Raw genomic sequence first — 22,128 nt, 5'->3', positions numbered from 1 at the left:
TTATAATTTCAAAGGTCTTGAAATGACAAAAAATAATATCAAATTTGCTTTAATTAGCCTCCTAAGTCTAAGCTCTATCCAAGCCTTAGAATTTAACGAAGTAGGGCATAAAGCTTTAGGTATGGGAGGGATTGGCGTTGCTATAAGAAACAATCCCTACGCTGTTTTTTACAATCCTGCTTTGTCTGCTAGCGAACCTTTATATAGAGTGGGTTATGGCTTAAGCTTTGAGGCTAGCGAAAAAAATCTTTTAAAAGCCTTGGATTACGATCTTGCTAACATTACTATGAATACTAGAAACGATATCAATGCCCTTTTAAGTGATAACATGATAAGAGCGAAGGCTCAAGGTGCGGCAAGTTTTCAAATTCCTGATATATTTGGCTTTGGTACAGCTTCCATAGGCTATGCTCAAAGTATCAACCTCGCAGGTGCTTTTTATGGATATATACCTGAAAGTATCACTGATATCGATAATGCCGATGCAAGTTTTGGTATAAGACGCGTAGATATGCAGGAACTTCCTTTAGCTTACGCCTTTCCTATACAAAATACACTTGGAAATTTTAATTTCGGTGCAAGCGTGAAATTTCTCAAACTTTCAAACGATCAAGTGCGAAGAAGCATAAGATCAAGCGATTCTTCAAGCGATATCCAAGATGATTTGAAAAATTTAGCTAAGGGAAGTAGTGCCAAAGATGATTATAATTTTGGCATAGACGCAGGCTTTACTTTTTCTCCTAAAAATTTTGAAAATTTCACTTTGGGCATAGTTGGAAAAAACCTCAATAATCCAAAATTTAAATTTTCGAATGGAAAACTTACCCTACACCCTCAAGCAAGAATGGGTTTAAGCTACACCTTTTCTGAACACTTTAGCATAGGCACTGATCTTGATCTAACAAAAAACGCTCTACTTTTACCAAATATCAAAAATATACCAAAACAATATAGCCAAAAATTAGGCTTTGGGGTAGAAGCAAGTGGAACTTATTTTAGTGCTAGGGCTGGTATAGCTGATGATTTGAAGCAAGATAGTGGGGCTATACTCTCTCTTGGCTTAGGCTTTGGTTTTTTAGATCTTAGTGCCTCAGTAGCAACCAAAACACAAGAAATTGAAAATACAAAATACCCTAGACACTTTAGTCTTCAACTTGGCGGAGGCTTTACATTTTAACTCATACAAGCAAATTTAACTTGCTTGTATCTTCCATGTTTTAATTTATCCTATCAAAAATTTTTATACATAGTTTAGTATAAATATCTCCTACTATATCCACTCTAAATCTTTCAAAAATGCTCAAAATTGAGAAATTTTACGGGATAAATTTCCTTGTTTATTTTTTTTTTTTTTGTATAATAAACTTTTAATTTTATTTTAAGGAGGAAAAATGTCAAAAATCAAGCTTTCTACGCTGGGCTTTCTTTCAAGTTTAAGCTTGGTATCTGCTCTTGAATTTAACGAGGTAGGACACAAAGCTTCGGGTATGGGAGGGGTTGGCGTTGCTATAAGAAGCAATCCCTATGCTATTTTTTATAATCCTGCTCTTAATGGCTTTAAACAAAAACGCGAAATATCCTATGGGATAAATATAGAAGCTCAACATAAAAATATCTTAAAAGCTACAGATAAAGACCGCTATGATCTTGGAAAAATTAACATTAGAACAAGAGATGAGATCAATGATCTTTTAAAAGATCATGTGTTAAGAGCAAAGGTTCAAGGAGCTTTAAGCTTTGAAATTCCAAATTTACTTGAAAATGGCACAGTTGCTATAGGGTATTTACACAGCGTGAATTTAAGTGGAGCTCTTGATGCTTATATACCTCCTATACTTATCGAAGGTGCAACTTTAAATATCGATGATATAAATGCTCAGCTTGGTTTAAGGCGTGTTGATATACAAGAGCTTCCTTTGTCTTATTCTACTCCTGTAGATATGGATTATGGGGATTTTAACTTTGGTATCAATGTTAAATTTATGAAGCTAAGCAATCTTCAAACAGTGAGACAATTTAAAAGCACAGATGGATCAAGTGGGATCACAGATGATTTGCAAGATCTAATTACAGGTAGTGGAGCGAAGCAAAAATCTAAATTTAGTCTTGATGCTGGGCTTAGCTTTGTCCCTAAAAAATATGAAAATTGGACCTTTGGTTTAGTGCTGAAAAATATCAATTCTCCTAAATTTGACTTTGGCAATGGTAAGCTTACCATGCAAAGACAGGCAAGAGCAGGTGCAAGCTATATGTTTAGCGAAAAATTTGTAGCTGGAGTTGATCTTGACCTTACTAAGAATGCTATTTTACGCCCAAGTATGAAAAATATGCCTAAGCAATACAGCAGAAAGCTTGGTGTAGGCGTAGAAGCAATGGGCGATATTTTTAGTGCTAGATTTGGTTTTTCTGGTGATTTAGAACAAGATACAGGTTCTATAATCTCCTTTGGTTTGGGTTTTGGATACCTAGATCTTAGTGCCTCAGTGGGAACACAAGGAGAAAGCATAGAAGGAACAAGTATACCGAGGTATTTTAACTTCCAGCTTGGAGGGCATGTCAATTTCTAAGTTCATATTATTAAAGCAAGTATATTTTATATATTTGCTTTAAAATTATAAATCTTTTATTCTGTCAATATCCCTTATAATCAACAAAAAAGCCACCTTAAATCAAAAATATTGTTTTTTAAGAGGAAATGGTAATTTTTTATTTAAAAAGGAATTTAAAACGGCATTTTGAGCTTTTGTAGTTTAAGATCTAGCAAGTCGTTAAACTTGCTAGCATATTTATAGACCAACGGCGTTTAGGGTTTGGTATTTGTTCATATAAATTTGAGCTTCTATCTTTCTCATCGTATCAAGAGCAACTTGAACCACGATAAGAACGGAAGTTCCTCCAAAGTAAAAAGGAACGCCCATAAGCTTAACCAAAAGCCAAGGAAGGGTGGTTACAAGTCCAAGATAAATAGAACCTGATAGTGTAAGGCGAGAAGCAACTTCGTTAAGATAAGCTGCTGTTCCCTCGCCCGGACGGATTCCCGGTATAAAACCGCCTTGCTTTTTTAAATTTTCTGAAATGTCCTTAGCATTAAAGACTATAGAAGCATAAAAATAAGCAAAGAAAATCACAAACAAGAAAGTCAAAACATGAAAAAATGTTCCGTTTGGATTTAAAACATCGTTGATCATCAAGACATATTCATTTGTGCTTGCTTGCAAAAGGGTGCTTGGAAACATCAAAATCGCACTTGCAAAGATAGGTGGGATAACCCCACTTAAATTTACCTTGATAGGAATGTAGTTCATAATGCGTTTGTTTTGATTTTGCATAACTACCTTGCGTGAGTAAGAAATAGGAATGCGTCTTTCCCCAAGCTCAACAAAGATAATCGCAAGTATAGTTGCTACTATGATCACTAAAATCGCCACAGCAACAAGGAAATTCATTTCACCTGAGTTGATAAGATCAACAGTTCCGCCTATGGCTGATGGTATAGATGAAACGATACCTGCAAAGATAATCAAAGAAATACCATTGCCCACGCCCTTTTGAGTGATCTGCTCTCCAAGCCACATCAAAAGCATAGTGCCAGCTAGCATAGAAAGAGCTGATAAAGCGATGAAAACATTAAGATCATCAATCATAATGGCATTTTGTCCAGCTGAGCCTTTTAGACCCTGAAGACCGATAGAAACACCTATACTTTGAACTAGGGTTATGGCTATAGTAGCATAGCGTATGATTTGCATATATTTTTGCATACCATCGCGTTCTTTTTTCATCTTGCCTATATTTGGAAAAGTTGCAGCCAAAAGCTCCATGATGATAGAAGCCGTGATATAAGGCATAATACCTAGCGATATGATAGAAAAGCGTTCAGCTGCTCCTCCGCTAAACATGTTAAAAAGTCCTAGGGCATTGTTTTCATTTCTTGCAAAAAACTCTGCGATAACGGCTGAATTTACGCCCGGAACCGGCACATAAGCTAAAATCCTATAAGCAAAAAGCAAGGCTAAAGTGATGAGGATTTTATTTGTTAAACTTTTGTTCATTCTTTACTTCCGCTTACGCTGATCTTTTCATCTTTGATTTTGCTTGCAAGATTTCTTGCTGAAACGCCGATAAGTTTGATTTTTTCAACAGATTTTGCAAATTTATGCACGGATTTAATGCTTTCAAAAGTGATTTCACTTAAATCCTTAATCGCTGTGATCTTTTCAACATTGATCACATAAGGCTTTTTAAATTTACTTGTAAAGCCCACTTTTGGCAAGCGTCTTTGAAGAGGTTGTTGTCCGCCCTCAAAGCCTCTTTTTTCATTATAACCCTTTCTTGCGGTTTGTCCTTTGCCTCCCTTTGTAGAGGTCTTTCCCATACCGCTTCCTTGTCCGCGACCTATTCTTTTAGTTCTATGAGTTGAACCTGCTGCTTTTTGTAAATTCATCTTTTATCCTTTTAACATAGAAAGAGCCTTGATCGTGGCACGCACAACATTGGCTGAATTATTTGAGCCTAGGGACTTAGTTAAGATATCTTTTATACCTGCAAGTTCCATGATAGGACGAGCTGAACCGCCTGCGATAACGCCTGTTCCCTCGCTTGCTGGCTTTAATAAAATACGGCTTGCATTGTATTTAACTTCAACATCGTGAGCTATGGTTGAACCTTTGGTTTTGACCTCAACGAGATTTTTAAAGCCATCTTCAACAGCCTTACGGATAGCATCTGGAACTTCCTTTGCCTTTCCATAGCCTACGCCAACAAGACCTTTTTTGTTTCCTATAACCACAAGGGCTGTAAAACGAAAGCGACGACCACCCTTAACAACCTTAGTAACCCTACCTATATCAACGATAACTTCTTCAAATTCTTCTTTGTTGTATTTTAGCATTTATCTTCCTTTATAGCTTTATGCCGTTTTCTCTTAGGGCATTTGCAAGTTCAGCGATAACGCCGTGATACAAATAGCCATTTCTATCAAAAACGCCCTCTTCGATTTTTTGGGATTTGAGTATTGAAGCAAATTCAGTAGCGATTTTTTTAGCTCCCTCTTTGTTTGCTTTTACTCCAAGCTTTTTGCCGTCAATACTTGCCAAAGTAACAGCCTTAACATCGTCTATGGCTTGTATATAAAGGGTTCTTGTTGATTTAAATACAGAAATTCTTGGCAAAGCCTGAGTGCCTGAAATTTTTGCTCTGATTCTTTTTTTTCTTTTGATTCTAAGATTTAGTTTTCTTTTTAATACATTTGCTCTCATTGCCTATCCTTACTTCTTAGATGTTTTACCGGCTTTGCGGATAATGCGTTCATCAGAGTATTTAACACCCTTGCCCTTATAAGGCTCTGGTGGTCTGAATTCTCTAATTTGAGCAGCAACTTGACCTACAACTTGTTTATCACTTCCTTTGATGATGACATTGTTTTTATCAACGCTGATTTCAATACCCTCAGGAATTTCAAAGTTAATAGGGTGAGAAAAACCTAAAGAAAGCTCTAAAACTTTGCCTTTCATCGCGGCTTTATAACCTACACCATTGATTTCTAAAGTTTTAGAAAAACCTTCAGTTAAGCCTATGACTACATTATTTGCCAAGGCTCTATAAGTTCCCCAGTAAGCTCTACTTTGTCTATCATCTGCTTTTGGGGCAAAAATGATTTGATTATCTTTAAGCTCAACCTTTACATTTGCTTTTGTATCAAGCTCTTTGCTTAAATTTCCTTTTTTAAACTTAAGGATATTACCCTCAAGTTTTACCTCCACGCCATTTGGAATAGCTATGGGTTGTTTTCCTATACGAGACATATTTTTTTCCTTTTACTTGTCTAAGACCTAAGTCAAATGCCGTAAAAATTTAGAAATTTTCACCAAATGGTGCATAAAATTTCGCCGCCAACTCCCATTTTATAAGCTTCATCATTTGGCAAAACGCCCTTACTTGTGCTTACTACTATGGTTCCATATCCATTTTTAAAGCTCTTTATCTCATCTTTTCCTTTATAAACACGACGACCCGGCTTAGAAATGCGTTTAAGCTCACTAATAGCACTAAGTCCTCTTTCATCGTATTTTAAAACAACATTGATAAATTTCTTTTTATTTTCTTCCATAACATCAAAGCTTTCTATATAGCCTTTGTCTTGAAAGATTTTTACAAGAGCTTCAACAACCTTTGAGTGCAAAAGCTTAGTATTTTCTAGCCTTCTCATTCCTGCATTTCTTATACGAGTAAGCGAATCTGAAATAATATCGTTAATCATCTTTTCTCCTACCAACTAGCTTTCTTAAGACCCGGTATCAAGCCTTCATTTGCCATTTTTCTAAGGCAAACTCTACAAATCCCAAAATCTCTATAAACTGAATGCGGACGACCGCAAATTTGACATCTAGTATAGCCTCTAACCTTAAATTTAGGTTTTCTTGCTGCCTTTGCTATCATCGACTTTTTAGCCATTTTGTCTTCCTTTTGCAAATGGTAAGCCTAAAAACTCAAGCAATTTAAAGGCTTCTTTATCATTTTGCGCACTTGTAACTATAGAAATATTCATACCATGTGTGCGTAAAATTTTATCATATTCTACCTCTGGGAACATCAACTGCTCATCAAGCCCAAAATTATAATTCCCTCTTCCATCAAAACCATCTCTACTCAAACCCCTAAAGTCTTTTACTCTTGGAAGAGCGATAGAAATCAATTTATCTAAAAAAGCAAACATATTTTCCTTTCTCAAAGTAACCATAACGCCTACAGGAAAACCCTCTCTAACCTTGAAGCTTGCCACCGATTTTTTAGCCTTTGTGATCACAGCCTTTTGACCTGCGATCAAAGAGATAGTATCAGCAACATTTTGTAAAACTTTTTGATCTTTTGCAAGCTCTCCTGCTCCCACGCTGATAACGATTTTTTCAAGAGCTGGCACTAGCATAGGATTTTTTATATCGAATTCTTTAACCAAAGCAGGTTTAATGCTTTGAGCATACTTTTCTTTAAGTCTATTCATAAACTATTCTCCTAGCTTAGCTACATTTGAAATATCCATAGGCATTTCTTTATTAACAAAACCACCATTTGGAATCTTATCACTTGGCTTAACGGCTTTTTTAGCTATCTTGCAACCCTCAACAACAACTTGTCTTTTTTTAGGATATACAGCTAAAATTTTACCGGTTTTACCCTTATCATCTCCTGCGATTATCTTTACCATATCGCCCTTTTTTACCTTAAATTTCATTATAAAACCTCCGGTGCAAGTGAGACTATTTTCATGAAATTTGCATATCTAACTTCTCTTCCAACAGGTCCAAAGATACGCGTTCCAATAGGCTCTCTTTTATTATCCAAAATCACAGCTGCATTTTCATCAAAGCGGATTAAAGAGCCGTTATCTCTATGCACTTCTTTTTTAGTACGAACGATCACAGCCTTAACCACCTGTCCCTTTTTAACCTTACCATTTGGTAAAGCCTTTTTAACAGAAGCTACTATGACATCTCCAAGAGTGGCGTATCTCCTTTTTGAGCCACCTAAAACCTTAATACACATAAGCTCTTTAGCTCCACTATTATCAGCTACGGCTAATCTTGTAAAACTTTGTATCATTACTCAACTCCTCTTAAAACTATGCTTTTAAGACGAAAAGCCTTCCTTTTTGAAAGAGGTCTGCATTCTAATGCAACGATAGTATCTCCTATTTTAACCTCATTTTTTTCATCATGAACAAGATATTTTTTAAATCTTTTAACTATCTTTCTATATCTTGGATGCACAACTTTTCTTTCGACTAAAATGCTAATAGTCTTATCTCCACTTTTTTGTACAACAATACCTTGAATTTCTCTTTTAAATGCCATTGCTTATCCTTAAAGTGCTAAGAGCTGTATTAATCCTTGCAATATCTTTGCGAATTTGACCAACTTCTTTAGGATTTGTAAGCTGCATAGTTTTTAGCTCTTGCTTCTTACGAAATAAAAGCAACTTTTGTTCTTTTAGCATACTTTTAAGCTCACCTTCATTTTTGTCTTTAATCTCAGTATATTTCATTTTGACTCTCTCTTGTAATAAATTTAGTCTTAAAAGGAAGCTTGTGCATAGCCAAAGTTAAAGCTTCTCTTGCCATTTCCTCACTTACTCCAGCCATTTCATAGATGATGCGACCTGGCTTTATATTCATAACCCATTCCTCAACACCGGCTTTACCCTTACCCATACGCACTTGTAAAGGTTTTTTAGTAAGTGGTTTATCAGGAAAGACCCTTATCCAAGTCTTACCCTGTCTTTTCACAAAGCGAGTTAGGGCTATACGAGCTGCTTCAATTTGCCTTGAATTTATACGCCCTGCTTCAGTTGCCTTTAATGCAAAATCCCCAAAGGTAAATTCTGTCCCTCTGCAAGCATAACCTCTGTTGCGCCCCTTCATCATTTTTTTATATTTTGTTCTTTTTGGTAGTAACATTATTTACTCCTTCTCGTGCGTCTTGGCTTTTTCTCGGCTACTTCTTCACTTTTTTCAGCTTGAACACCCTTTTGCAAGATTTCTCCTTTGAAGATCCAAACCTTAACGCCTATATTTCCATAAGTTGTTCTTGCTTCAGCAAAGCCATAATCAATCTTAGCTCTTAGAGTATGCAAAGGCACACGACCTTCTAAATACCACTCAGTCCTAGCCATTTCAGCCCCACCTAAACGACCTGAAACACAAACTTTTATACCCTTAGCACCGGCTTTTTGAGCAGCTTGAATCACTTTTTTCATGGCTCTTCTAAAAGCTATTCTTCGCTCTAATTGAGTAGCTACACTTTCAGCTGCAAGCTGAGCTGAAGCTCCTGCTTTTCGTTCTTCTTTGATATTTATACCCACATCTTTACCGATAAGATCTTGCAACTCTTTTCTTAGCACATCAACATCGCTTCCTTTTTTACCGATGATGATCCCCGGTCTTGCAGCAACAACAGTTACACGAAGCTTCTTTGCTGTTCTTTCTATAAGAATTTGAGAAATACCTGCATAATAAAGCTTTCTTTTCAAAAGAGCGCGTATCTTATAGTCTTCGCCAATATTTTCAACCAAATTTGCCTTAGTAGGAAACCATCTTGACTCCCAATTTCTATTTATTCCTAGCCTTAAGCCTATTGGATTTACCTTTTGTCCCATTTATTCTTCCTTTTTCGCTTTAGCTTCTTTAGTGGCTGTTTTTTTAGCCAAAGCTTTTTTTGGTGCTTTAGTTGCTACTTTTGTCTCAGCCTTAGCCTCGTTTTTACTTACTTCTACTAAGATATGAGCTGTTGGTTTTCTAATCCTACTTGCACTTCCTCTTGCACGAGGTCTAAATCTTTTTAAAACAGAGCCAGCATCAACACGGCAAGAACTAACAATGACCTCATTTGCTTCAAAGCCCCCATTTGCTACCGCACTAGAAATTGCATTTGCTATGTATTTTGCACCCTTATTTGGCATAAAGCTTAAACTTGCCATTGCAAGCTCAGCATTCATTCCTTGCACCTGCCTTGCTATTAATCTTGCCTTAGTAGGAGATAGTCTAATGTGTTTTATCAATGCCTTACTCATTTTACCCCTCCTTACTTACCAATTTTCTTTTGCACTGAGCCTTTGTGGCCCTTAAAAGTGCGAGTTGGAGCAAATTCTCCTAATTTATAGCCTATGTGATTTTCAGTGATATATACAGGGATAAAGCTTTTTCCATTGTGTACATTAAAGGTAAGCCCTATCATATCAGGGATTATGGTGCTTCTTCTTGACCAAGTCTTTATAGGCTTATTATCATTTGCCTTTTTGGCTGCTAGAACCTTTTTCATCACATGATCATCGACAAAGGGACCTTTTTTTAATGATCTAGCCATTTTATTTTCCTTTTCTTCTTGAAATTATAAGCTTATCGCTTGCCTTTTTGCGGCGTGTTTTTGCACCCTTGGTTGGTTTGCCCCAAGGAGTTACAGGATGGCGACCTGAGTTTTTCTTACCCTCTCCACCACCATGAGGGTGATCAACAGGGTTCATAGCAGAACCTCTTGTTTGAGGGCGAATTCCTCTGTGGCGGTTGCGTCCAGCCTTTCCTATAGTGATATTTGAATACTCCTCATTTCCAACCTCGCCAATACTAGCCATGCACTCAGCTAAAATTTGCCTCATCTCCCCACTTGCAAGTCTTAAGATAACATATTTTTCTTCTTTTCCCATAAGCTGGGCATAAGCTCCTGCTGAACGAATCATTTGTCCGCCCTTGCCCGGCTTTAGCTCAACATTATGAACTATGGTTCCAACAGGGATATTTTTAAGCTTCATCGCATTAGCTGGCTTTATATCAAGACCGCTTTCAGCTGCACAAACTATGTCACCTAGCTTTAAACCCTTTGGCTGAAGTATGTATCTTTTTTCTCCGTCCTTATAAGCAATCAAGGCTATGCGGCAATTTCTATAAGGATCATATTCTATTGCTTCGACCCTGCCTTCTATGCCAAATTTACGCCTTTTAAAATCAATAATGCGGTAAAGTTTTTTCGCCCCGCCTTGCTTATGGCGTGAGGTTATGCGTCCGTAGCTATTGCGTCCTGCGTGAGAGGGAAGCTTTTTAAGTAAGCTTCTTACGCTTGGCTTTGCAGTGATATCCTCACTACTTAGCCCACTCATATATCTTCTACTTGGTGTGTATGCCTTATAAGTTTTAATTGCCATCTTATGCTCCTACGCTTTCTAAGCTTGTGCCCTCAGGTAGCTTGACATAAAATTTCTTATAATCAGCCCTTGAGCCTATTTTTCCTCTAAATCTTTTTACTTTGCCACTCATTCTAACTGAGTTGATCTTTAAAGGAGAAATGCCAAAATACTCTTTTAACAAGCTTTTTAGCCCATTTTTGCCAAGCCTTGTGGAAGTTTGAATGACAACCACATTTTTTTCTTGTAAATTTAAGCTTTTTTCCGTGTAAAGTATGCTTTTTATATCTGTTAAATCTGCCATCTTAAGCCTCTTTTATTAAATTTTTAAAAGCACTTTTTTCTATAAGCACTGCATTATATACAGCAAGTAAGTAAGCATTGACCTCGCTTATATCAACCAAATAACAATTTACTAAATTCCTGCATGCTAAAAAGCTCTTTTCATCAAGCAAGGATTTTACTATAAGTATATCTTTAAAGCCAAGCTTTTTAATTATACTTGCAGCATCTTTGCTCTTGCCACTTGGGATTTCAAAATTTTCAACCACGAGTAAAGCCCCCTTATCTGCCTTATCAGCCAAGGCTCTTTCAAGGGCTAGCCTTTTTTGCTTTTTGTTGATCTTTTGAAAATAGTTTTTAGTATTCCTAGGACCAAAGGCTACGCCTCCTCCTACCCAGACATTAGTCCTAGTAGAACCTGCTCTAGCTCCACCACGACCCTTTTGTCTCCAAGGCTTTTTGCCCCCACCGCTAACCTCGCTTCTATTTTTAGTATGAGCTGTATTGGCTCTAATGCTAGCCAAATAAGCCTTAGCATATAAATAAAGATTGTGAGGATTTATCTTAGCATAAGCTTCTGGTAGGGCTAAATTTTCACTTGTTTTTTCATAATTTTCATTTAAAATCAAGGCCTTCATTTTACTATCCTTATCTTACCTAAGCTTCCATTATATCCTGGCACAGCACCCTTTAAAACAAGGATCTTATTTTCCTCATCAAAGGAGATTAACTCGTTTTTAACTGTGATTTTAACATTACCATAATGTCCTGCCATCTTCATACCCGGCTGAACCCTACCTGGCCACTCTCTATTTCCAATAGAGCCATGTCTTCTGTGAAATCTTGAGCCATGACTTGCAGGACCTCCTGAAAAGCCGTGTCTTTTAATGACCCCGCTATAGCCCCTACCCTTAGAATTAAAGCTTACCTTTAGAATCTTTGCTTCTTTTAAGGGGCTTTCGTCTAAATCGCCTGCTTCTGTGTTTTTAACCTCTAAGCTAGCAAAGCGGTTAAATTCAGCCGAGAGCTTGTATTTTTTTTGCTGACCCAAGATAGCCTTATTTTTTTTCTTGCCCCTAGCATAAGAGATTAAGCCCTTGCCCTCTTTTACTTCGCAGACCTTAGCACTGATTAATTTAAGCAAGCTTACGGCTATGCTTGGATTAGAAACCGTTCTGCTCATGCCGATTTTTTCAACTAAATATTCCATCTTTTTTCCTTTATTTGCCCATAGCTCTTACTTCTACATTGACCTCAGGAGCTAGATCAAGCTTGGTTAAAGAATCAACAGTATCAGGAGTGGCTGAGACTATGTCAAGCATCCTTGCGTGTATCCTCATTTCAAATTGCTCTCTTGAATCCTTGTTGATATGAGGAGATTTTAATACTGTGTATCTTTTAATCTTCGTTGGCATAGGAACAGGTCCTCTTATATCAGCACCAGTTCTTTTCACAGCTGCTACTATGGCTGCTACTGTTCTATCTAAAACTCTGTGATCATAAGCCTTAAGCTTAAGTCTTATCCTTTCCATAAATTTTCCTTTAAAAGAACTCGTTAGCCCTAAGGCTAAACTTAAAAAGTGTGATTGTATAATAAAGCATGAAAAAAAGTCAAGAGTATTTCTTAAATTTTTACTATTTTATTCCTTTATAAAAGGAAAATAATCACAAAAATTAAAAATTTATATATTAAAAAATAAAGAATTCATAAGTCTATGTATTAGGCTTTTATTCTGACATTTTTAACAAAAATTTTAAATTTAAATTGAGTTAAATATATGAAGATAAAAATTAAATTAAACTTTTTAAAAATTCCTCTTTCATATCATGCTTTGAGATAAAATCAAATTCTTTTTGTAAAAATGTAAATTTCAAACGATTTGAATGCAAACAAAGCCTTGAAGCTCCTGTAAATTTTATGCGTTCTAAAGGACTTAATTTTTCATCTAAAATGCTTTCTATTTGCTCTTTTGTTAGTCCATACAAAGGATCGCCCAAAATTTTATGTCCCACATGAAACAAATGCAAGCGAATTTGGTGCTGTCTTCCTGTAAGTGGCTTACAAAGCACCAAGCTTGCGTTAAAATCTTGCCAAAACTCTATAGTCTCAAATTCCGTGATCGCTTCCTTACCTTGCTTACAAATTTGCATTCTTGTTTTAACATCATCGTAATTTTTCGAAAGCTCAAGGGCTTGATCTACCTCAAATTTAGTAGGAAGCTTGCCACTTGCAAGGGCTAGATATTCTTTTTGAATTTGCTTTTTTTCAAACATTTCTTTTAAGATGATTTGAGTTTTTTTATTTTTAGCAACGAGAATAAGCCCACTCGTTTCTTTATCTAGCCTGTGTGCTATGCAAGCATTTTTCCCCCACAAAGCCCAAATTTCATCACAAAGGCTGTATTTGCAATGCCTGCCATTAGGGTGGCTCAAAACCCCACTTGGTTTTTCAAGCACGGCAAATTCATCATTTTCAAAGACTATTTCAACGCCTTTTGGCTCATTTTCATAAACGATAAGCTCAACCAAACCTTGTAAAATTTCATTTTTTTTGCTAACGATTTGTCCCTCGCAAAAAAGCCTTTTTTTATCGATCAGTTTTTGAGCCTCATTTATAGAAATTTTTAAGTTTTCCATAAGCACTTGAAAAGCCTTTTTTCCATTATTTTCAATATGAGACAATTTTATTTTTCTATAAGCCAAATTTAACTCTTGTTTTAGAAATTTTTAGATAAAATCTCAATTCTTTTTTTAAAATTATAACTAAAAAAGGTTTTGAATTTATGGTCGAACGATACAGCAGAAACGAAATGGCTAGTAAATGGGACTTAAAAGCAAAATACAATGCTTGGTTAAAGGTAGAGCTAGCTGCTGTTAAGGCATGGAATAAACTAGGTTTGATTAGTAAGGAAGATTGTAATAAAATTTTAAAAAATGCCAAATTTGACATCGCAAGGATCGATGAGATCGAAAAAACAACAAAGCACGATGTCATAGCCTTTTTAACAAGCGTGAGTGAGAATTTAGGCGAGGAAAGCAGGTTTTTGCATTATGGTATGACAAGCTCTGATTGCATTGACACAGCTGTTGCCTTGCAGGTTAAAGAAAGTTTGGAGCTTATCTTACAAGATTTGCAAAATTTGCTCGAAGCTATCAAAAAAAGGGCTTTGGAGCATAAATTTACCCTTATGGTGGGCAGAAGTCATGGAATTCATGGCGAGCCTATAACCTTTGGGCTTGTTTTGGCTATTTGGTATGATGAGCTTTTACATGCCAAAGAGCTTTTAGAGCATGCAAAGGAAGTGATAAGTTATGGTAAAATCAGCGGTGCAATGGGAAATTTCGCCCACACTCCACTTGAGCTTGAAGAAGAAATTTGCAAGGATTTGGGCTTAAAAGCTGCTCCTATTTCAAATCAAATCATTCAAAGAGATCGCTACGCACAAGTGATTTCAGCTCTTGGCGTAATGGCTGCAAGCTGCGAGAAAATCGCCGTTTTCATAAGGCATTTTCAACGCACCGAAGTTTATGAGGCTGAGGAGTATTTTTCGGCTGGACAAAAAGGAAGCTCGGCCATGCCACATAAAAGAAATCCTGTTTTAAGCGAAAACATAACAGGACTTTGCAGAATGATCCGCTCTTTTGTAACGCCAGCTTTGGAAAATGTGGCTTTGTGGCATGAAAGAGATATCAGCCATTCAAGTGTGGAAAGATTTATCTTGCCAGATAGTTTTGTAACGAGCGATTTTATGCTTGTGCGTCTTACAAATTTGATAGAAAAATTACTTGTTTATCCTGAAAATATGATAAAAAATCTTAACCTCACAGGGGGTTTAGTTTTTTCTCAGCGTGTGCTTTTGGAGCTTCCTTTAAAGGGTATTAGTCGCGAAGATGCTTACAAGATCGTTCAACGCAATGCTATGAAGGTTTGGCAGGATTTGGGCGAGGGTAAAAAGGCTATAAATGAACAAGGAGAAAGCCTATTTTTGCTCGCACTTTTAAATGATGAGGATTTGAAAAAGAATTTAGGCGAGGAGGACATTAGAGCTTGCTTTGATTATGCTTATTATACCAAAAATATTGATGCGATTTTTGAGAGAGTATTTAAATAAATTTTGAAAAGGTAGATTGATGAAAGTTATTAAAAGAAATGGACGCATTGAAGAGCTTAATATTTCAAAGATTAAAAAATGCACAGGAGATGCGGTTAAGGGCTTAGACGGCGTTAATGTGAGCGAGTTAGAACTTGATGCAAAAATTCAGTTTCGAGATGGGATTTCTACAAGCGAAATTCAAAAAACCCTTATAAAAACAGCTGTTGATAAGATAGACATTGACTGTCCAAACTGGAGCTTTGTAGCAGCTAGACTTTTTTTATTTGATCTTTATAAAAAAGTCAATGGAATGAACCGCTATAATCATTTGCGTGATTATTTTGAAAAAGGTGAAAAAGAGGGTAGAATTTTACTTGGACTTAAGGAAAAATACGATCTTGATGATCTAAACGCTTATATAAAACCTGAAAGAGACCTACAATTTACCTATCTTGGGATTAAAACTCTTTATGATAGATATCTCATAAAAGATTCAAAAGCAGAACCCATAGAACTACCTCAACAAATGTTTATGGCTATTGCAATGTTTTTAGCTCAAAATGAATTTAATCCTCAAGAATGGGCAAAGAAATTTTACGATCTCATTTCTAAATTTGAGGTCATGCTAGCAACTCCAACACTTTCAAACGCAAGAACTACGCGTCATCAGCTTTCATCATGCTATATCGGTAGCACTCCTGATAACATAGAGGGTATTTTTGATTCTTATAAAGAAATGGCTTTGCTTTCTAAATTTGGTGGAGGTATTGGCTGGGACTGGTCTAAGGTGCGTGCTATGGGTGGAAGCATTGACGGACACAAAAACGCAGCTGGTGGTATTATCCCCTTTCTTAAGATCACAAATGATATCGCTGTGGCTGTAGATCAACTTGGCACAAGAAAGGGTGCGATCGCTGTTTATATCGAAACTTGGCATATGGATATAGGCGATTTTATTGATTTGCGTAAAAACTCAGGCGAGGAAAGAAGAAGGGCTCATGAGCTTTTTCCAGCCTTATGGGTAAATGACTTGTTTATAAAAAGAGTCAAAGAAAATGATAAATGGACGCTTTTTGATCCTGCTGATACTCCTGATCTTTGCGAGCTTTATGGAGAAGCCTTTGAAAAAAAATATGAAGAATACGAAAGAAATGAAAATATTGCAAAAGAAATAGTCGAAGCCAAAGAGCTTTGGAAAAAAATCTTACTCAACTATTTTGAAACCGGTCTTCCGTTTTTATGCTTTAAAGATAATGCAAATAAAGCTAATCCAAATGCACATAAGGGCATTATTAGAAGTTCAAATTTATGCACGGAAATTTTCCAAAATACAGATCCAAATTATTATCAAATCAAAGTTCTTTTCGATGATAAAACCGAACTTCATTTTGATGAAAATGAAGAAGTTACCATAGATGGTGGCTATAAAAAACTTGCAAAAAAAATCAGTACACTAGATAGTATAAATGGCAAAAAAGTTTATATAGTGGAAAAATACAAAAACGACGGCAAAACAGCAGTTTGCAACCTCGCAAGCATAAATTTAAGTAAGATTAACACTAAAGAAGATATTGCAAGGGTTGTGCCAACTGCTATAAGAATGCTTGATAATGTGATTGATTTAAATTTCTATCCTCATGTCAAAGTTAAAAATACAAATCTTAAATCTCGTTCTATAGGGCTTGGTGTTATGGGTGAAGCACAAATGCTTGCTGAAGCTCATATTCACTGGGGAAGTGAAGAACACTTTGAAAAGATAGACAAGATCATGGAGCATATCAGTTTTGAAGTGATTAACGCAAGCTCAAATTTAGCACTTGAAAAGGGTTCTTATCCTGATTTTAAGGGTTCAAATTGGAGCAAGGGTATCTTTCCTATCGATGTAGCCAATGAAAAGGCTAAGGCACTTACCTTAAGAGACGGACTTTTTGGACAAAGTGAGTGCGACTGGGATAGGCTTCGTGAAAAGGTTAAACGAGATGGTATGAGAAATGGCTATTTGATGGCTATAGCACCAACTTCTTCTATATCTATACTTGTAGGTACTACACAGACAATAGAGCCTATTTATAAACGCAAATGGTTTGAGCAAAATTTAAGTGGAATGATCCCTGTTGTTGTGCCGAATTTAACCCTTGATAACTGGAATTTTTATACCTCAGCTTATGAAATCGATCAAAGAGTTCTCATTAAAGCTGCTGCTGTTCGTGGAAAATGGATTGATCAAGGACAAAGTTTAAATATCTTCTTGTCTCTTGATAAGGCAAGCGGAGGCTACCTCAATGAAATTTATCAACTTGCACATGAGCTTGGTTTAAAATCAACTTATTATCTAAGAAGCGAAAGTCCTGATAGCGAAAAAGTAAGCGTTGCTGATCGTAGCGTAGAATGCGAAGGTTGTCAGTAAAACAAATTAAACCTTTGAAGAGACTTTATGAAAGTCTCTTCGTTTTAAATTTATAAAAATGAGTATTTTAAGAATTATAAGCTTTTTTATCTAAAAGCTTTAAATTTTTTGCTGTACAAAGTGCTGAGGTCATCGCACCTGAAACATTGCTTGCTGTTCTTGCCATATCAATAATAGGATCAATAGCTAGGATAAGACTAAGCATAACAAAATTATCCCCAAAGCCAATCCCTGCTAACATAATAGAAGCTGCCATTGTAGCACTTCCCGGAACTCCTGCTATACCCAAAGAGCCTATCACAGCCACCAAAACAATCATTAAAGCAAAAGTAAAATCAATAGGAGTATGCGTTGCAAAAGCCACAAAAACCGCTGCCATAGCAGGAAAATATCCTGCACAACCATTAAGCCCTGTAGTTGTCCCTATGGAAGCTACAAAATTTGCTACTGCAGAGCTTACGCCAAGTTTATTTTGTAAGGTTGAAATAGTCATAGGCAAAGTGCCTAAAGATGAACGGGAACTAAAAGCAAAAAGCCATACAGGAAAAGCTTTTTTCATATATTTCATAGGATTTAAGCCCTGAGAAGCTAGAAGTAAAAAATGCACCCCAAACATAATAAACATAGCCACATAGGTAAGGATTATAAAAAGTCCGGCTGTTCTAATAGCCTCAAAACCATTTCTTAATAAAACATTTGCCATCATACAAACTACAGCATAAGGCATAAATTTAATCACTAAAGCCGTCATGCTCATCATCAAACCATAAAAACTAAAAACAAAACCCTCAAAGCTCTTAAAAGCTCCTTCATACTCTTCTTTCTTTGAAATTCTTTTTGCACAAATTCCAACAAAAAAGGCAAAAATAACGATAGCAATGACATTTTCTTTATTTGTAGCTTGTATGATATTACTCGGAATAAGACCAAGTATAATACTAGAAAAGGTTTGAATTTCTCGAATTTGTCTTGTACCCTCTTGTATAGCAAAGCTTTCTCCCAAATTAAAGCTATAAGCCAAAATAACACCCAAAATAGCAGCAATAGCCGTACTAAAAAGTATCCAAAACAATCCTACACCAAGCAAAGAAGAAATCTTTATATTTTTATCTATCTCTATGATCACCTTAACAATACAAACACTGATCAAAGGGATAACAAGCATTTTTATAAAAGCAACAAAAACGGAGCTAAAAAATCCAAACCAATGCTTTGCCTCATCATACCAAAGCACACCAATGTTATTTATAGCTATGTATTGTAAAACAAAGCCAAAAACTAAACCAACAACTAAAGCAAAAAGCATACGAAAGCTAAAGCCCACCTTAAAATCACCCATTTTTTTAAGCACATAAAATATCGCAAATAAAATGACCAATATAACGATGCTCTCAAACTGAGAAAGCATTAAAAAATGCTGAAAAAAGTCCTTATTCATAAAATAATCCTCTCAAAAATCATAAAATTTTGAAAAATTATAACAAAATTTGCCTTATTTTTTATTTATATAAATAAAATCTTAAGTTAAATTATTTTTTAAGCAAAGCTATTATAAAATAAAGCCCTCTAAATTTAATAAATCCTTAAGATTTAAACGCCATTCAAGAAAGGTAAATATGAACAAACAAATCAAAGAACTTACCTTTAGAGGCATGTTTTTAGGGGCTATTTTAACTCTTATATTTACTGCTTCTAATGTGTATTTAGGCTTAAAAGTAGGGCTTACTTTTTCAAGTTCTATTCCAGCTGTAGTTATCGCTGTAGCCGTGTTTAGTCTTTTTAAAAGCTCAAATATACTTGAAAACAATATGGTTCAAACTCAAGTTTCAGCAGCTGGAACACTATCTGCCGTTATTTTTGTCTTGCCCGGACTCTTTATAGTAGGGTATTGGAATGATTTTAATCTTTGGCAAACCTTTATGTTATGTTTTTGTGGAGGTGTTTTAGGTGTTCTTTTTACCATACCCTTAAGAAAGGCTATGGTTGTAGAAAGTAAGCTTGCTTATCCTGAGGGCATAGCTGCGGCTGAAATTTTAAAAGCTGTTGATAAAGAAAAAGACATGGAAAAAGGTTCAAGAGCTGGACTTAAAGAAATTTCTTTAGGGGCATTAATCGCTGGCTTAGTTAGTCTTTGTTCGAATGGCTTTAAACTTTTAGTTGGAGAAAGTGCGGTAGCTTTTATGGCTTCAAAAATGGCATTTTGCTTTTCTATGGGGTATTCTTTAGCTCTTTTAGGAGCTGGATATCTTATCGGCTTACTTGCAAGTGTGGCTCTTTTTATAGGAATTTTTCTTGCTTGGGGAATTTTAGTGCCTTATTTTTCTGCTCAAAGTGTTTTTACGGACGGAAGTTTAAGTGATTTTGCTTTTGGTATTTGGAAAGATAAGGTAAGACTCATCGGCACAGGCATAATCGCAACGGCTGCACTTTGGACTCTCTTTGAACTAAGCAAAAGTGTTTTTGAGGGATTGAAAGCAACCTTTAAGCGTGTAAATTTAAGTGAAGAGCAAACAAATGACTTAAAAAATAAAGATCTTTCTTTCAAAACCATAGTCATTTTTTTCGTACTTATGGTACTTGGACTTTTTGTAAGTTTTTATAGCTTTGTAAATGAAATGGAGCTTTCATTTGGTCTTTGTCTTTTATTTTCTAGCGTTGGAGTTTTGATAGCTGTTTTAATTGGCTTTTTCGTTGCAGCAACTTGTGGATATATGGCAGGACTTGTCGGTTCTTCATCAAGTCCAATTTCAGGCATAGGGATTATAGGGGTGATCGTCTCTTCCTTTGTGGTTTTACTTTTGATTGTGTCTGCAAATTTAAGTAATGATCCTTTGATGATCAAATTTGCTATTGCCCTAGCTATATTTATCACAAGTGCTATTTTAGCTACGGCTGCTATTTCAAATGATAATTTACAGGATTTAAAAACGGGTTATTTAGTCGGTGCAAGTCCCTTTAGACAACAAATTGCCTTGATTGTGGGTTGTTTTTTTGGTGCTTTGGCTATTGCTCCGGTTTTAGAACTTTTATACCAAGCTTATGGCTTTGTAGGAAGCTTGCCAAGAGAGGGAATGGACGCAAGTGCTGCTTTAGCTGCTCCTCAGGCAAATTTAATGGCGACCCTATCACAAGGTATCTTCAACGATGATATAGACTATACTTTAATAGGCTTTGGTGTATTGCTAGGTATCATCATCATACTTCTTGATAAGATATTAAGAAAGCTTAGCAAGCTAGCTCTTCCACCTTTAGCTGTGGGCATAGGCGTTTATTTGCCACCTGCTGTGAGTATTCCTATCGTTATAGGCGGACTTGTAGCTTTCTTACTACGCAAGAAATTACAAACCCAATTCAAAGACAAAGAAAGCATAGAACGCAAAGAAAATAAGGGCATTTTATTCGCCTCGGGACTTATTGTAGGTGAAAGCCTTGTTGGTGTTGTCATTGCTATCATCACGGTATTTTCTATCTCTAATGGAGGCAGTGAAAATCCTCTTGCTTTAAGCTTTTTAGACGCTCAATTTTTAAATAGCGAACTTCTTAGCCTCGTGATCTTTTTAGGCGTAGTGTTTTACTTTATAAAAAGGGTTTTAAAACGAGATAAAATATAAAATCACATTTGCGAATGAGTGAAATTTACCCATTCGCAAAAACTTATACATAAAAATTATAATCGATCTTAAGCTCCTTGTATTTATTTGTTGTTAAAAACTTTTTTATTTTTGATTATAAATTCTCAAATTTCTAAGCTTTATTAAGTCTTTTTGAGTATAATTAGCCCTTTATTTGAACAAAAGGCTTTATTTTGGATCTTATTTTTGCTTTTATACTAGGTGTTGTTGAAGGACTTACGGAGTTTTTGCCTGTAAGCTCCACAGGACACATGATACTCACAACCTCTATTTTAAATTTAGAACTCACTGATTTTTGGCAAAGCTTTCTTATTATTATCCAACTTGGATCTATACTTGCCGTGATTTTTATCTTTTATAAAAGGCTTTTTGCTGGTTTTGAAATTTGGTATAAACTTGCGGTAGGTTTTTTTCCTACAGGCGTGATTGGTTTTTTTCTCTCAAATTTTATAGATCAACTCTTTAATGCTTATATAGTAGCTTTTATGCTGATTTTAGGTGGGATTGTTTTTATCCTGATCGAAAACAACCATAAGGACAAAGCCTATAAAATCAATTCCCTAGATGAGGTGGAATTTAAGCAAGCCTTTATGATTGGTATTATCCAATCTCTGGCCATGATACCTGGGACATCAAGAAGTGGAGCAAGTATAGTTGGAGGCTTACTCTTGGGACTAAATCGCAAAGTAGCTGCTGAGTTTTCTTTTTTGCTTGCTATCCCAACTATGATCATTGCCACAAGCTACAATATCTACGAAAATCCAAGCTTCTTGAGCAATCCAAATTCACTCATTCCTCTTGCTGTAGGCTTTATAACTGCTTTTATAGTCGCTGTTTTTGTGATCAAATTCTTTTTGCAGTTTATTTCTAAATTTAATTTTATCCCTTTTGGAATTTATAGAATTTGTCTAGGACTTTTGTTTTTAGGTCTTTTTATGACTGGAATTTTAGATGCTGCCGGAGAATTTAATTTTTAATATTTTCTTAAATTAAGTTTTTATTAAGTATTTTTTACTATAATCACATTTTAAAAAAATTTTTGGCA

Annotated in this window: 29 protein-coding genes; 6 read left to right on the top strand and 23 right to left on the bottom strand. The window is 35.8% G+C overall.

Annotated features, from left to right (window positions below):
* Positions 1-22 precede the first annotated feature (22 nt).
* A complete protein-coding gene (gene traF / locus DMB92_RS06685) occupies positions 23-1,177 on the top strand; it encodes a conjugal transfer protein TraF (protein ID WP_142682284.1) in 1,155 nt (384 codons plus the stop codon).
* 214 nt (positions 1,178-1,391) lie between these two features.
* Positions 1,392-2,567: a conjugal transfer protein TraF gene (traF, locus tag DMB92_RS06680; RefSeq protein WP_142682283.1), complete on the top strand. Its 1,176-nt coding sequence runs from the start codon at positions 1,392-1,394 to the stop codon at positions 2,565-2,567.
* 219 nt (positions 2,568-2,786) lie between these two features.
* Here the strand turns inward: traF (DMB92_RS06680) and secY are convergent, their stop codons facing one another.
* The 22 genes from secY to DMB92_RS06570 all read right to left on the bottom strand — a co-directional run bounded on the left by secY (position 2,787) and on the right by DMB92_RS06570 (position 13,653).
* Positions 2,787-4,052 carry a preprotein translocase subunit SecY gene (gene secY / locus DMB92_RS06675; protein WP_142682282.1) on the bottom strand — a complete coding sequence of 422 codons (1,266 nt, stop codon included), beginning with the start codon at positions 4,050-4,052 and terminating at the stop codon, positions 2,787-2,789.
* Positions 4,049-4,444, bottom strand: coding sequence for a 50S ribosomal protein L15 (rplO, locus tag DMB92_RS06670; RefSeq protein ID WP_142682281.1), 396 nt, complete (start codon positions 4,442-4,444; stop codon positions 4,049-4,051). The genes secY and rplO overlap by 4 nt, the downstream gene beginning before the upstream one ends.
* Before the next feature lie 3 nt (positions 4,445-4,447).
* Complete coding sequence (gene rpsE, locus DMB92_RS06665) at positions 4,448-4,891, bottom strand: 30S ribosomal protein S5 (protein WP_142682280.1); 444 nt, start codon at positions 4,889-4,891, stop codon at positions 4,448-4,450.
* 10 nt (positions 4,892-4,901) lie between these two features.
* Positions 4,902-5,258: a 50S ribosomal protein L18 gene (gene rplR, locus DMB92_RS06660; protein WP_142682279.1), complete on the bottom strand. Its 357-nt coding sequence runs from the start codon at positions 5,256-5,258 to the stop codon at positions 4,902-4,904.
* 9 nt (positions 5,259-5,267) lie between these two features.
* On the bottom strand, positions 5,268-5,804 hold the full coding sequence (gene rplF, locus DMB92_RS06655; protein ID WP_142682278.1) for a 50S ribosomal protein L6: 537 nt from the start codon (positions 5,802-5,804) through the stop codon (positions 5,268-5,270).
* Between the two features lie 59 nt (positions 5,805-5,863).
* On the bottom strand, positions 5,864-6,259 hold the full coding sequence (gene rpsH / locus DMB92_RS06650; protein ID WP_142682277.1) for a 30S ribosomal protein S8: 396 nt from the start codon (positions 6,257-6,259) through the stop codon (positions 5,864-5,866).
* A gap of 8 nt (positions 6,260-6,267) precedes the next feature.
* Positions 6,268-6,453 carry a type Z 30S ribosomal protein S14 gene (locus DMB92_RS06645; protein WP_142682276.1) on the bottom strand — a complete coding sequence of 62 codons (186 nt, stop codon included), beginning with the start codon at positions 6,451-6,453 and terminating at the stop codon, positions 6,268-6,270.
* On the bottom strand, positions 6,446-7,000 hold the full coding sequence (gene rplE / locus DMB92_RS06640) for a 50S ribosomal protein L5 (RefSeq protein WP_142682275.1): 555 nt from the start codon (positions 6,998-7,000) through the stop codon (positions 6,446-6,448). The genes DMB92_RS06645 and rplE overlap by 8 nt, the downstream gene beginning before the upstream one ends.
* Before the next feature lie 3 nt (positions 7,001-7,003).
* Entirely contained in the window at positions 7,004-7,231 is a 228-nt protein-coding gene (rplX, locus tag DMB92_RS06635) for a 50S ribosomal protein L24 (RefSeq protein ID WP_142682274.1), read from the bottom strand.
* Entirely contained in the window at positions 7,231-7,599 is a 369-nt protein-coding gene (gene rplN / locus DMB92_RS06630; RefSeq protein ID WP_142682273.1) for a 50S ribosomal protein L14, read from the bottom strand. Before rplN ends, rplX begins: the two co-directional genes overlap by 1 nt.
* On the bottom strand, positions 7,599-7,850 hold the full coding sequence (rpsQ, locus tag DMB92_RS06625; RefSeq protein ID WP_142682272.1) for a 30S ribosomal protein S17: 252 nt from the start codon (positions 7,848-7,850) through the stop codon (positions 7,599-7,601). The genes rplN and rpsQ overlap by 1 nt, the downstream gene beginning before the upstream one ends.
* Positions 7,840-8,040: a 50S ribosomal protein L29 gene (gene rpmC / locus DMB92_RS06620; RefSeq protein ID WP_142682271.1), complete on the bottom strand. Its 201-nt coding sequence runs from the start codon at positions 8,038-8,040 to the stop codon at positions 7,840-7,842. The genes rpsQ and rpmC overlap by 11 nt, the downstream gene beginning before the upstream one ends.
* Positions 8,027-8,452 (bottom strand): 50S ribosomal protein L16, encoded by a 426-nt coding sequence (gene rplP / locus DMB92_RS06615; RefSeq protein ID WP_142682270.1) that lies wholly within the window; start codon positions 8,450-8,452, stop codon positions 8,027-8,029. The genes rpmC and rplP overlap by 14 nt, the downstream gene beginning before the upstream one ends.
* On the bottom strand, positions 8,452-9,150 hold the full coding sequence (rpsC, locus tag DMB92_RS06610; protein WP_142682269.1) for a 30S ribosomal protein S3: 699 nt from the start codon (positions 9,148-9,150) through the stop codon (positions 8,452-8,454). The genes rplP and rpsC overlap by 1 nt, the downstream gene beginning before the upstream one ends.
* On the bottom strand, positions 9,151-9,564 hold the full coding sequence (gene rplV / locus DMB92_RS06605) for a 50S ribosomal protein L22 (protein ID WP_142682268.1): 414 nt from the start codon (positions 9,562-9,564) through the stop codon (positions 9,151-9,153).
* Positions 9,565-9,575: 11 nt separating this feature from the next.
* On the bottom strand, positions 9,576-9,857 hold the full coding sequence (rpsS, locus tag DMB92_RS06600) for a 30S ribosomal protein S19 (RefSeq protein ID WP_142682267.1): 282 nt from the start codon (positions 9,855-9,857) through the stop codon (positions 9,576-9,578).
* A gap of 1 nt (position 9,858) precedes the next feature.
* The gene (rplB, locus tag DMB92_RS06595) at positions 9,859-10,689 is read right to left on the bottom strand and encodes a 50S ribosomal protein L2 (protein WP_142682266.1); all 831 of its coding nucleotides are present in this window, start codon (positions 10,687-10,689) and stop codon (positions 9,859-9,861) included.
* Position 10,690: 1 nt separating this feature from the next.
* Complete coding sequence (locus DMB92_RS06590; protein ID WP_142682265.1) at positions 10,691-10,972, bottom strand: 50S ribosomal protein L23; 282 nt, start codon at positions 10,970-10,972, stop codon at positions 10,691-10,693.
* 1 nt (position 10,973) lies between these two features.
* The gene (gene rplD / locus DMB92_RS06585; protein WP_142682264.1) at positions 10,974-11,588 is read right to left on the bottom strand and encodes a 50S ribosomal protein L4; all 615 of its coding nucleotides are present in this window, start codon (positions 11,586-11,588) and stop codon (positions 10,974-10,976) included.
* Positions 11,585-12,160: a 50S ribosomal protein L3 gene (gene rplC / locus DMB92_RS06580; protein ID WP_142682263.1), complete on the bottom strand. Its 576-nt coding sequence runs from the start codon at positions 12,158-12,160 to the stop codon at positions 11,585-11,587. The genes rplD and rplC overlap by 4 nt, the downstream gene beginning before the upstream one ends.
* 10 nt (positions 12,161-12,170) lie before the next feature.
* Positions 12,171-12,482, bottom strand: a complete 312-nt coding sequence (gene rpsJ, locus DMB92_RS06575; protein WP_142682262.1) for a 30S ribosomal protein S10 — start codon at positions 12,480-12,482, stop codon at positions 12,171-12,173.
* 259 nt (positions 12,483-12,741) lie between these two features.
* The gene (locus DMB92_RS06570; protein ID WP_142682261.1) at positions 12,742-13,653 is read right to left on the bottom strand and encodes an RluA family pseudouridine synthase; all 912 of its coding nucleotides are present in this window, start codon (positions 13,651-13,653) and stop codon (positions 12,742-12,744) included.
* 80 nt (positions 13,654-13,733) lie between these two features.
* On the opposite strand from DMB92_RS06570, the gene purB reads away from it, so the two are divergent.
* Both purB and DMB92_RS06560 read left to right on the top strand, forming a co-directional pair.
* Positions 13,734-15,062, top strand: coding sequence for an adenylosuccinate lyase (purB, locus tag DMB92_RS06565; RefSeq protein WP_142682260.1), 1,329 nt, complete (start codon positions 13,734-13,736; stop codon positions 15,060-15,062).
* Positions 15,063-15,081: 19 nt separating this feature from the next.
* Positions 15,082-17,451 carry a ribonucleoside-diphosphate reductase subunit alpha gene (locus tag DMB92_RS06560; protein ID WP_142682259.1) on the top strand — a complete coding sequence of 790 codons (2,370 nt, stop codon included), beginning with the start codon at positions 15,082-15,084 and terminating at the stop codon, positions 17,449-17,451.
* Positions 17,452-17,518: 67 nt separating this feature from the next.
* On the opposite strand, the gene DMB92_RS06555 is transcribed toward DMB92_RS06560, so the two are convergent.
* Positions 17,519-18,889: a cation:dicarboxylate symporter family transporter gene (locus tag DMB92_RS06555; protein ID WP_142682258.1), complete on the bottom strand. Its 1,371-nt coding sequence runs from the start codon at positions 18,887-18,889 to the stop codon at positions 17,519-17,521.
* Between the two features lie 178 nt (positions 18,890-19,067).
* Here DMB92_RS06555 and DMB92_RS06550 point away from each other — a divergent pair, with 178 nt between their 5' ends.
* On the top strand, positions 19,068-21,062 hold the full coding sequence (locus DMB92_RS06550; RefSeq protein ID WP_142682257.1) for an OPT family oligopeptide transporter: 1,995 nt from the start codon (positions 19,068-19,070) through the stop codon (positions 21,060-21,062).
* A 194-nt stretch (positions 21,063-21,256) separates the two neighbouring features.
* Positions 21,257-22,060: an undecaprenyl-diphosphate phosphatase gene (locus DMB92_RS06545; RefSeq protein WP_142682256.1), complete on the top strand. Its 804-nt coding sequence runs from the start codon at positions 21,257-21,259 to the stop codon at positions 22,058-22,060.
* Positions 22,061-22,128 lie beyond the last annotated feature (68 nt).

Source organism: Campylobacter sp. MIT 99-7217 (genome assembly GCF_006864365.1).
GTDB lineage: Bacteria > Campylobacterota > Campylobacteria > Campylobacterales > Campylobacteraceae > Campylobacter_D.
The sequence above is the reverse complement of the archived record's forward strand: the minus strand, read 5'-3'. Positions and strand labels throughout refer to the sequence as shown.

What these genes read in the sequence shown, in the direction of transcription:
- traF (WP_142682284.1), top strand. Translation starts at nt 23, where the DNA reads ATGACAAAAAATAATATCAAATTTGCTTTAATTAGCCTCCTAAGTCTA.
- traF (WP_142682283.1), top strand. Translation starts at nt 1,392, where the DNA reads ATGTCAAAAATCAAGCTTTCTACGCTGGGCTTTCTTTCAAGTTTAAGC.
- secY (WP_142682282.1), bottom strand. Translation starts at nt 4,052, where the DNA reads ATGAACAAAAGTTTAACAAATAAAATCCTCATCACTTTAGCCTTGCTT.
- rplO (WP_142682281.1), bottom strand. Translation starts at nt 4,444, where the DNA reads ATGAATTTACAAAAAGCAGCAGGTTCAACTCATAGAACTAAAAGAATA.
- rpsE (WP_142682280.1), bottom strand. Translation starts at nt 4,891, where the DNA reads ATGCTAAAATACAACAAAGAAGAATTTGAAGAAGTTATCGTTGATATA.
- rplR (WP_142682279.1), bottom strand. Translation starts at nt 5,258, where the DNA reads ATGAGAGCAAATGTATTAAAAAGAAAACTAAATCTTAGAATCAAAAGA.
- rplF (WP_142682278.1), bottom strand. Translation starts at nt 5,804, where the DNA reads ATGTCTCGTATAGGAAAACAACCCATAGCTATTCCAAATGGCGTGGAG.
- rpsH (WP_142682277.1), bottom strand. Translation starts at nt 6,259, where the DNA reads ATGATTAACGATATTATTTCAGATTCGCTTACTCGTATAAGAAATGCA.
- DMB92_RS06645 (WP_142682276.1), bottom strand. Translation starts at nt 6,453, where the DNA reads ATGGCTAAAAAGTCGATGATAGCAAAGGCAGCAAGAAAACCTAAATTT.
- rplE (WP_142682275.1), bottom strand. Translation starts at nt 7,000, where the DNA reads ATGAATAGACTTAAAGAAAAGTATGCTCAAAGCATTAAACCTGCTTTG.
- rplX (WP_142682274.1), bottom strand. Translation starts at nt 7,231, where the DNA reads ATGAAATTTAAGGTAAAAAAGGGCGATATGGTAAAGATAATCGCAGGA.
- rplN (WP_142682273.1), bottom strand. Translation starts at nt 7,599, where the DNA reads ATGATACAAAGTTTTACAAGATTAGCCGTAGCTGATAATAGTGGAGCT.
- rpsQ (WP_142682272.1), bottom strand. Translation starts at nt 7,850, where the DNA reads ATGGCATTTAAAAGAGAAATTCAAGGTATTGTTGTACAAAAAAGTGGA.
- rpmC (WP_142682271.1), bottom strand. Translation starts at nt 8,040, where the DNA reads ATGAAATATACTGAGATTAAAGACAAAAATGAAGGTGAGCTTAAAAGT.
- rplP (WP_142682270.1), bottom strand. Translation starts at nt 8,452, where the DNA reads ATGTTACTACCAAAAAGAACAAAATATAAAAAAATGATGAAGGGGCGC.
- rpsC (WP_142682269.1), bottom strand. Translation starts at nt 9,150, where the DNA reads ATGGGACAAAAGGTAAATCCAATAGGCTTAAGGCTAGGAATAAATAGA.
- rplV (WP_142682268.1), bottom strand. Translation starts at nt 9,564, where the DNA reads ATGAGTAAGGCATTGATAAAACACATTAGACTATCTCCTACTAAGGCA.
- rpsS (WP_142682267.1), bottom strand. Translation starts at nt 9,857, where the DNA reads ATGGCTAGATCATTAAAAAAAGGTCCCTTTGTCGATGATCATGTGATG.
- rplB (WP_142682266.1), bottom strand. Translation starts at nt 10,689, where the DNA reads ATGGCAATTAAAACTTATAAGGCATACACACCAAGTAGAAGATATATG.
- DMB92_RS06590 (WP_142682265.1), bottom strand. Translation starts at nt 10,972, where the DNA reads ATGGCAGATTTAACAGATATAAAAAGCATACTTTACACGGAAAAAAGC.
- rplD (WP_142682264.1), bottom strand. Translation starts at nt 11,588, where the DNA reads ATGAAGGCCTTGATTTTAAATGAAAATTATGAAAAAACAAGTGAAAAT.
- rplC (WP_142682263.1), bottom strand. Translation starts at nt 12,160, where the DNA reads ATGGAATATTTAGTTGAAAAAATCGGCATGAGCAGAACGGTTTCTAAT.
- rpsJ (WP_142682262.1), bottom strand. Translation starts at nt 12,482, where the DNA reads ATGGAAAGGATAAGACTTAAGCTTAAGGCTTATGATCACAGAGTTTTA.
- purB (WP_142682260.1), top strand. Translation starts at nt 13,734, where the DNA reads ATGGTCGAACGATACAGCAGAAACGAAATGGCTAGTAAATGGGACTTA.
- DMB92_RS06560 (WP_142682259.1), top strand. Translation starts at nt 15,082, where the DNA reads ATGAAAGTTATTAAAAGAAATGGACGCATTGAAGAGCTTAATATTTCA.
- DMB92_RS06555 (WP_142682258.1), bottom strand. Translation starts at nt 18,889, where the DNA reads ATGAATAAGGACTTTTTTCAGCATTTTTTAATGCTTTCTCAGTTTGAG.
- DMB92_RS06550 (WP_142682257.1), top strand. Translation starts at nt 19,068, where the DNA reads ATGAACAAACAAATCAAAGAACTTACCTTTAGAGGCATGTTTTTAGGG.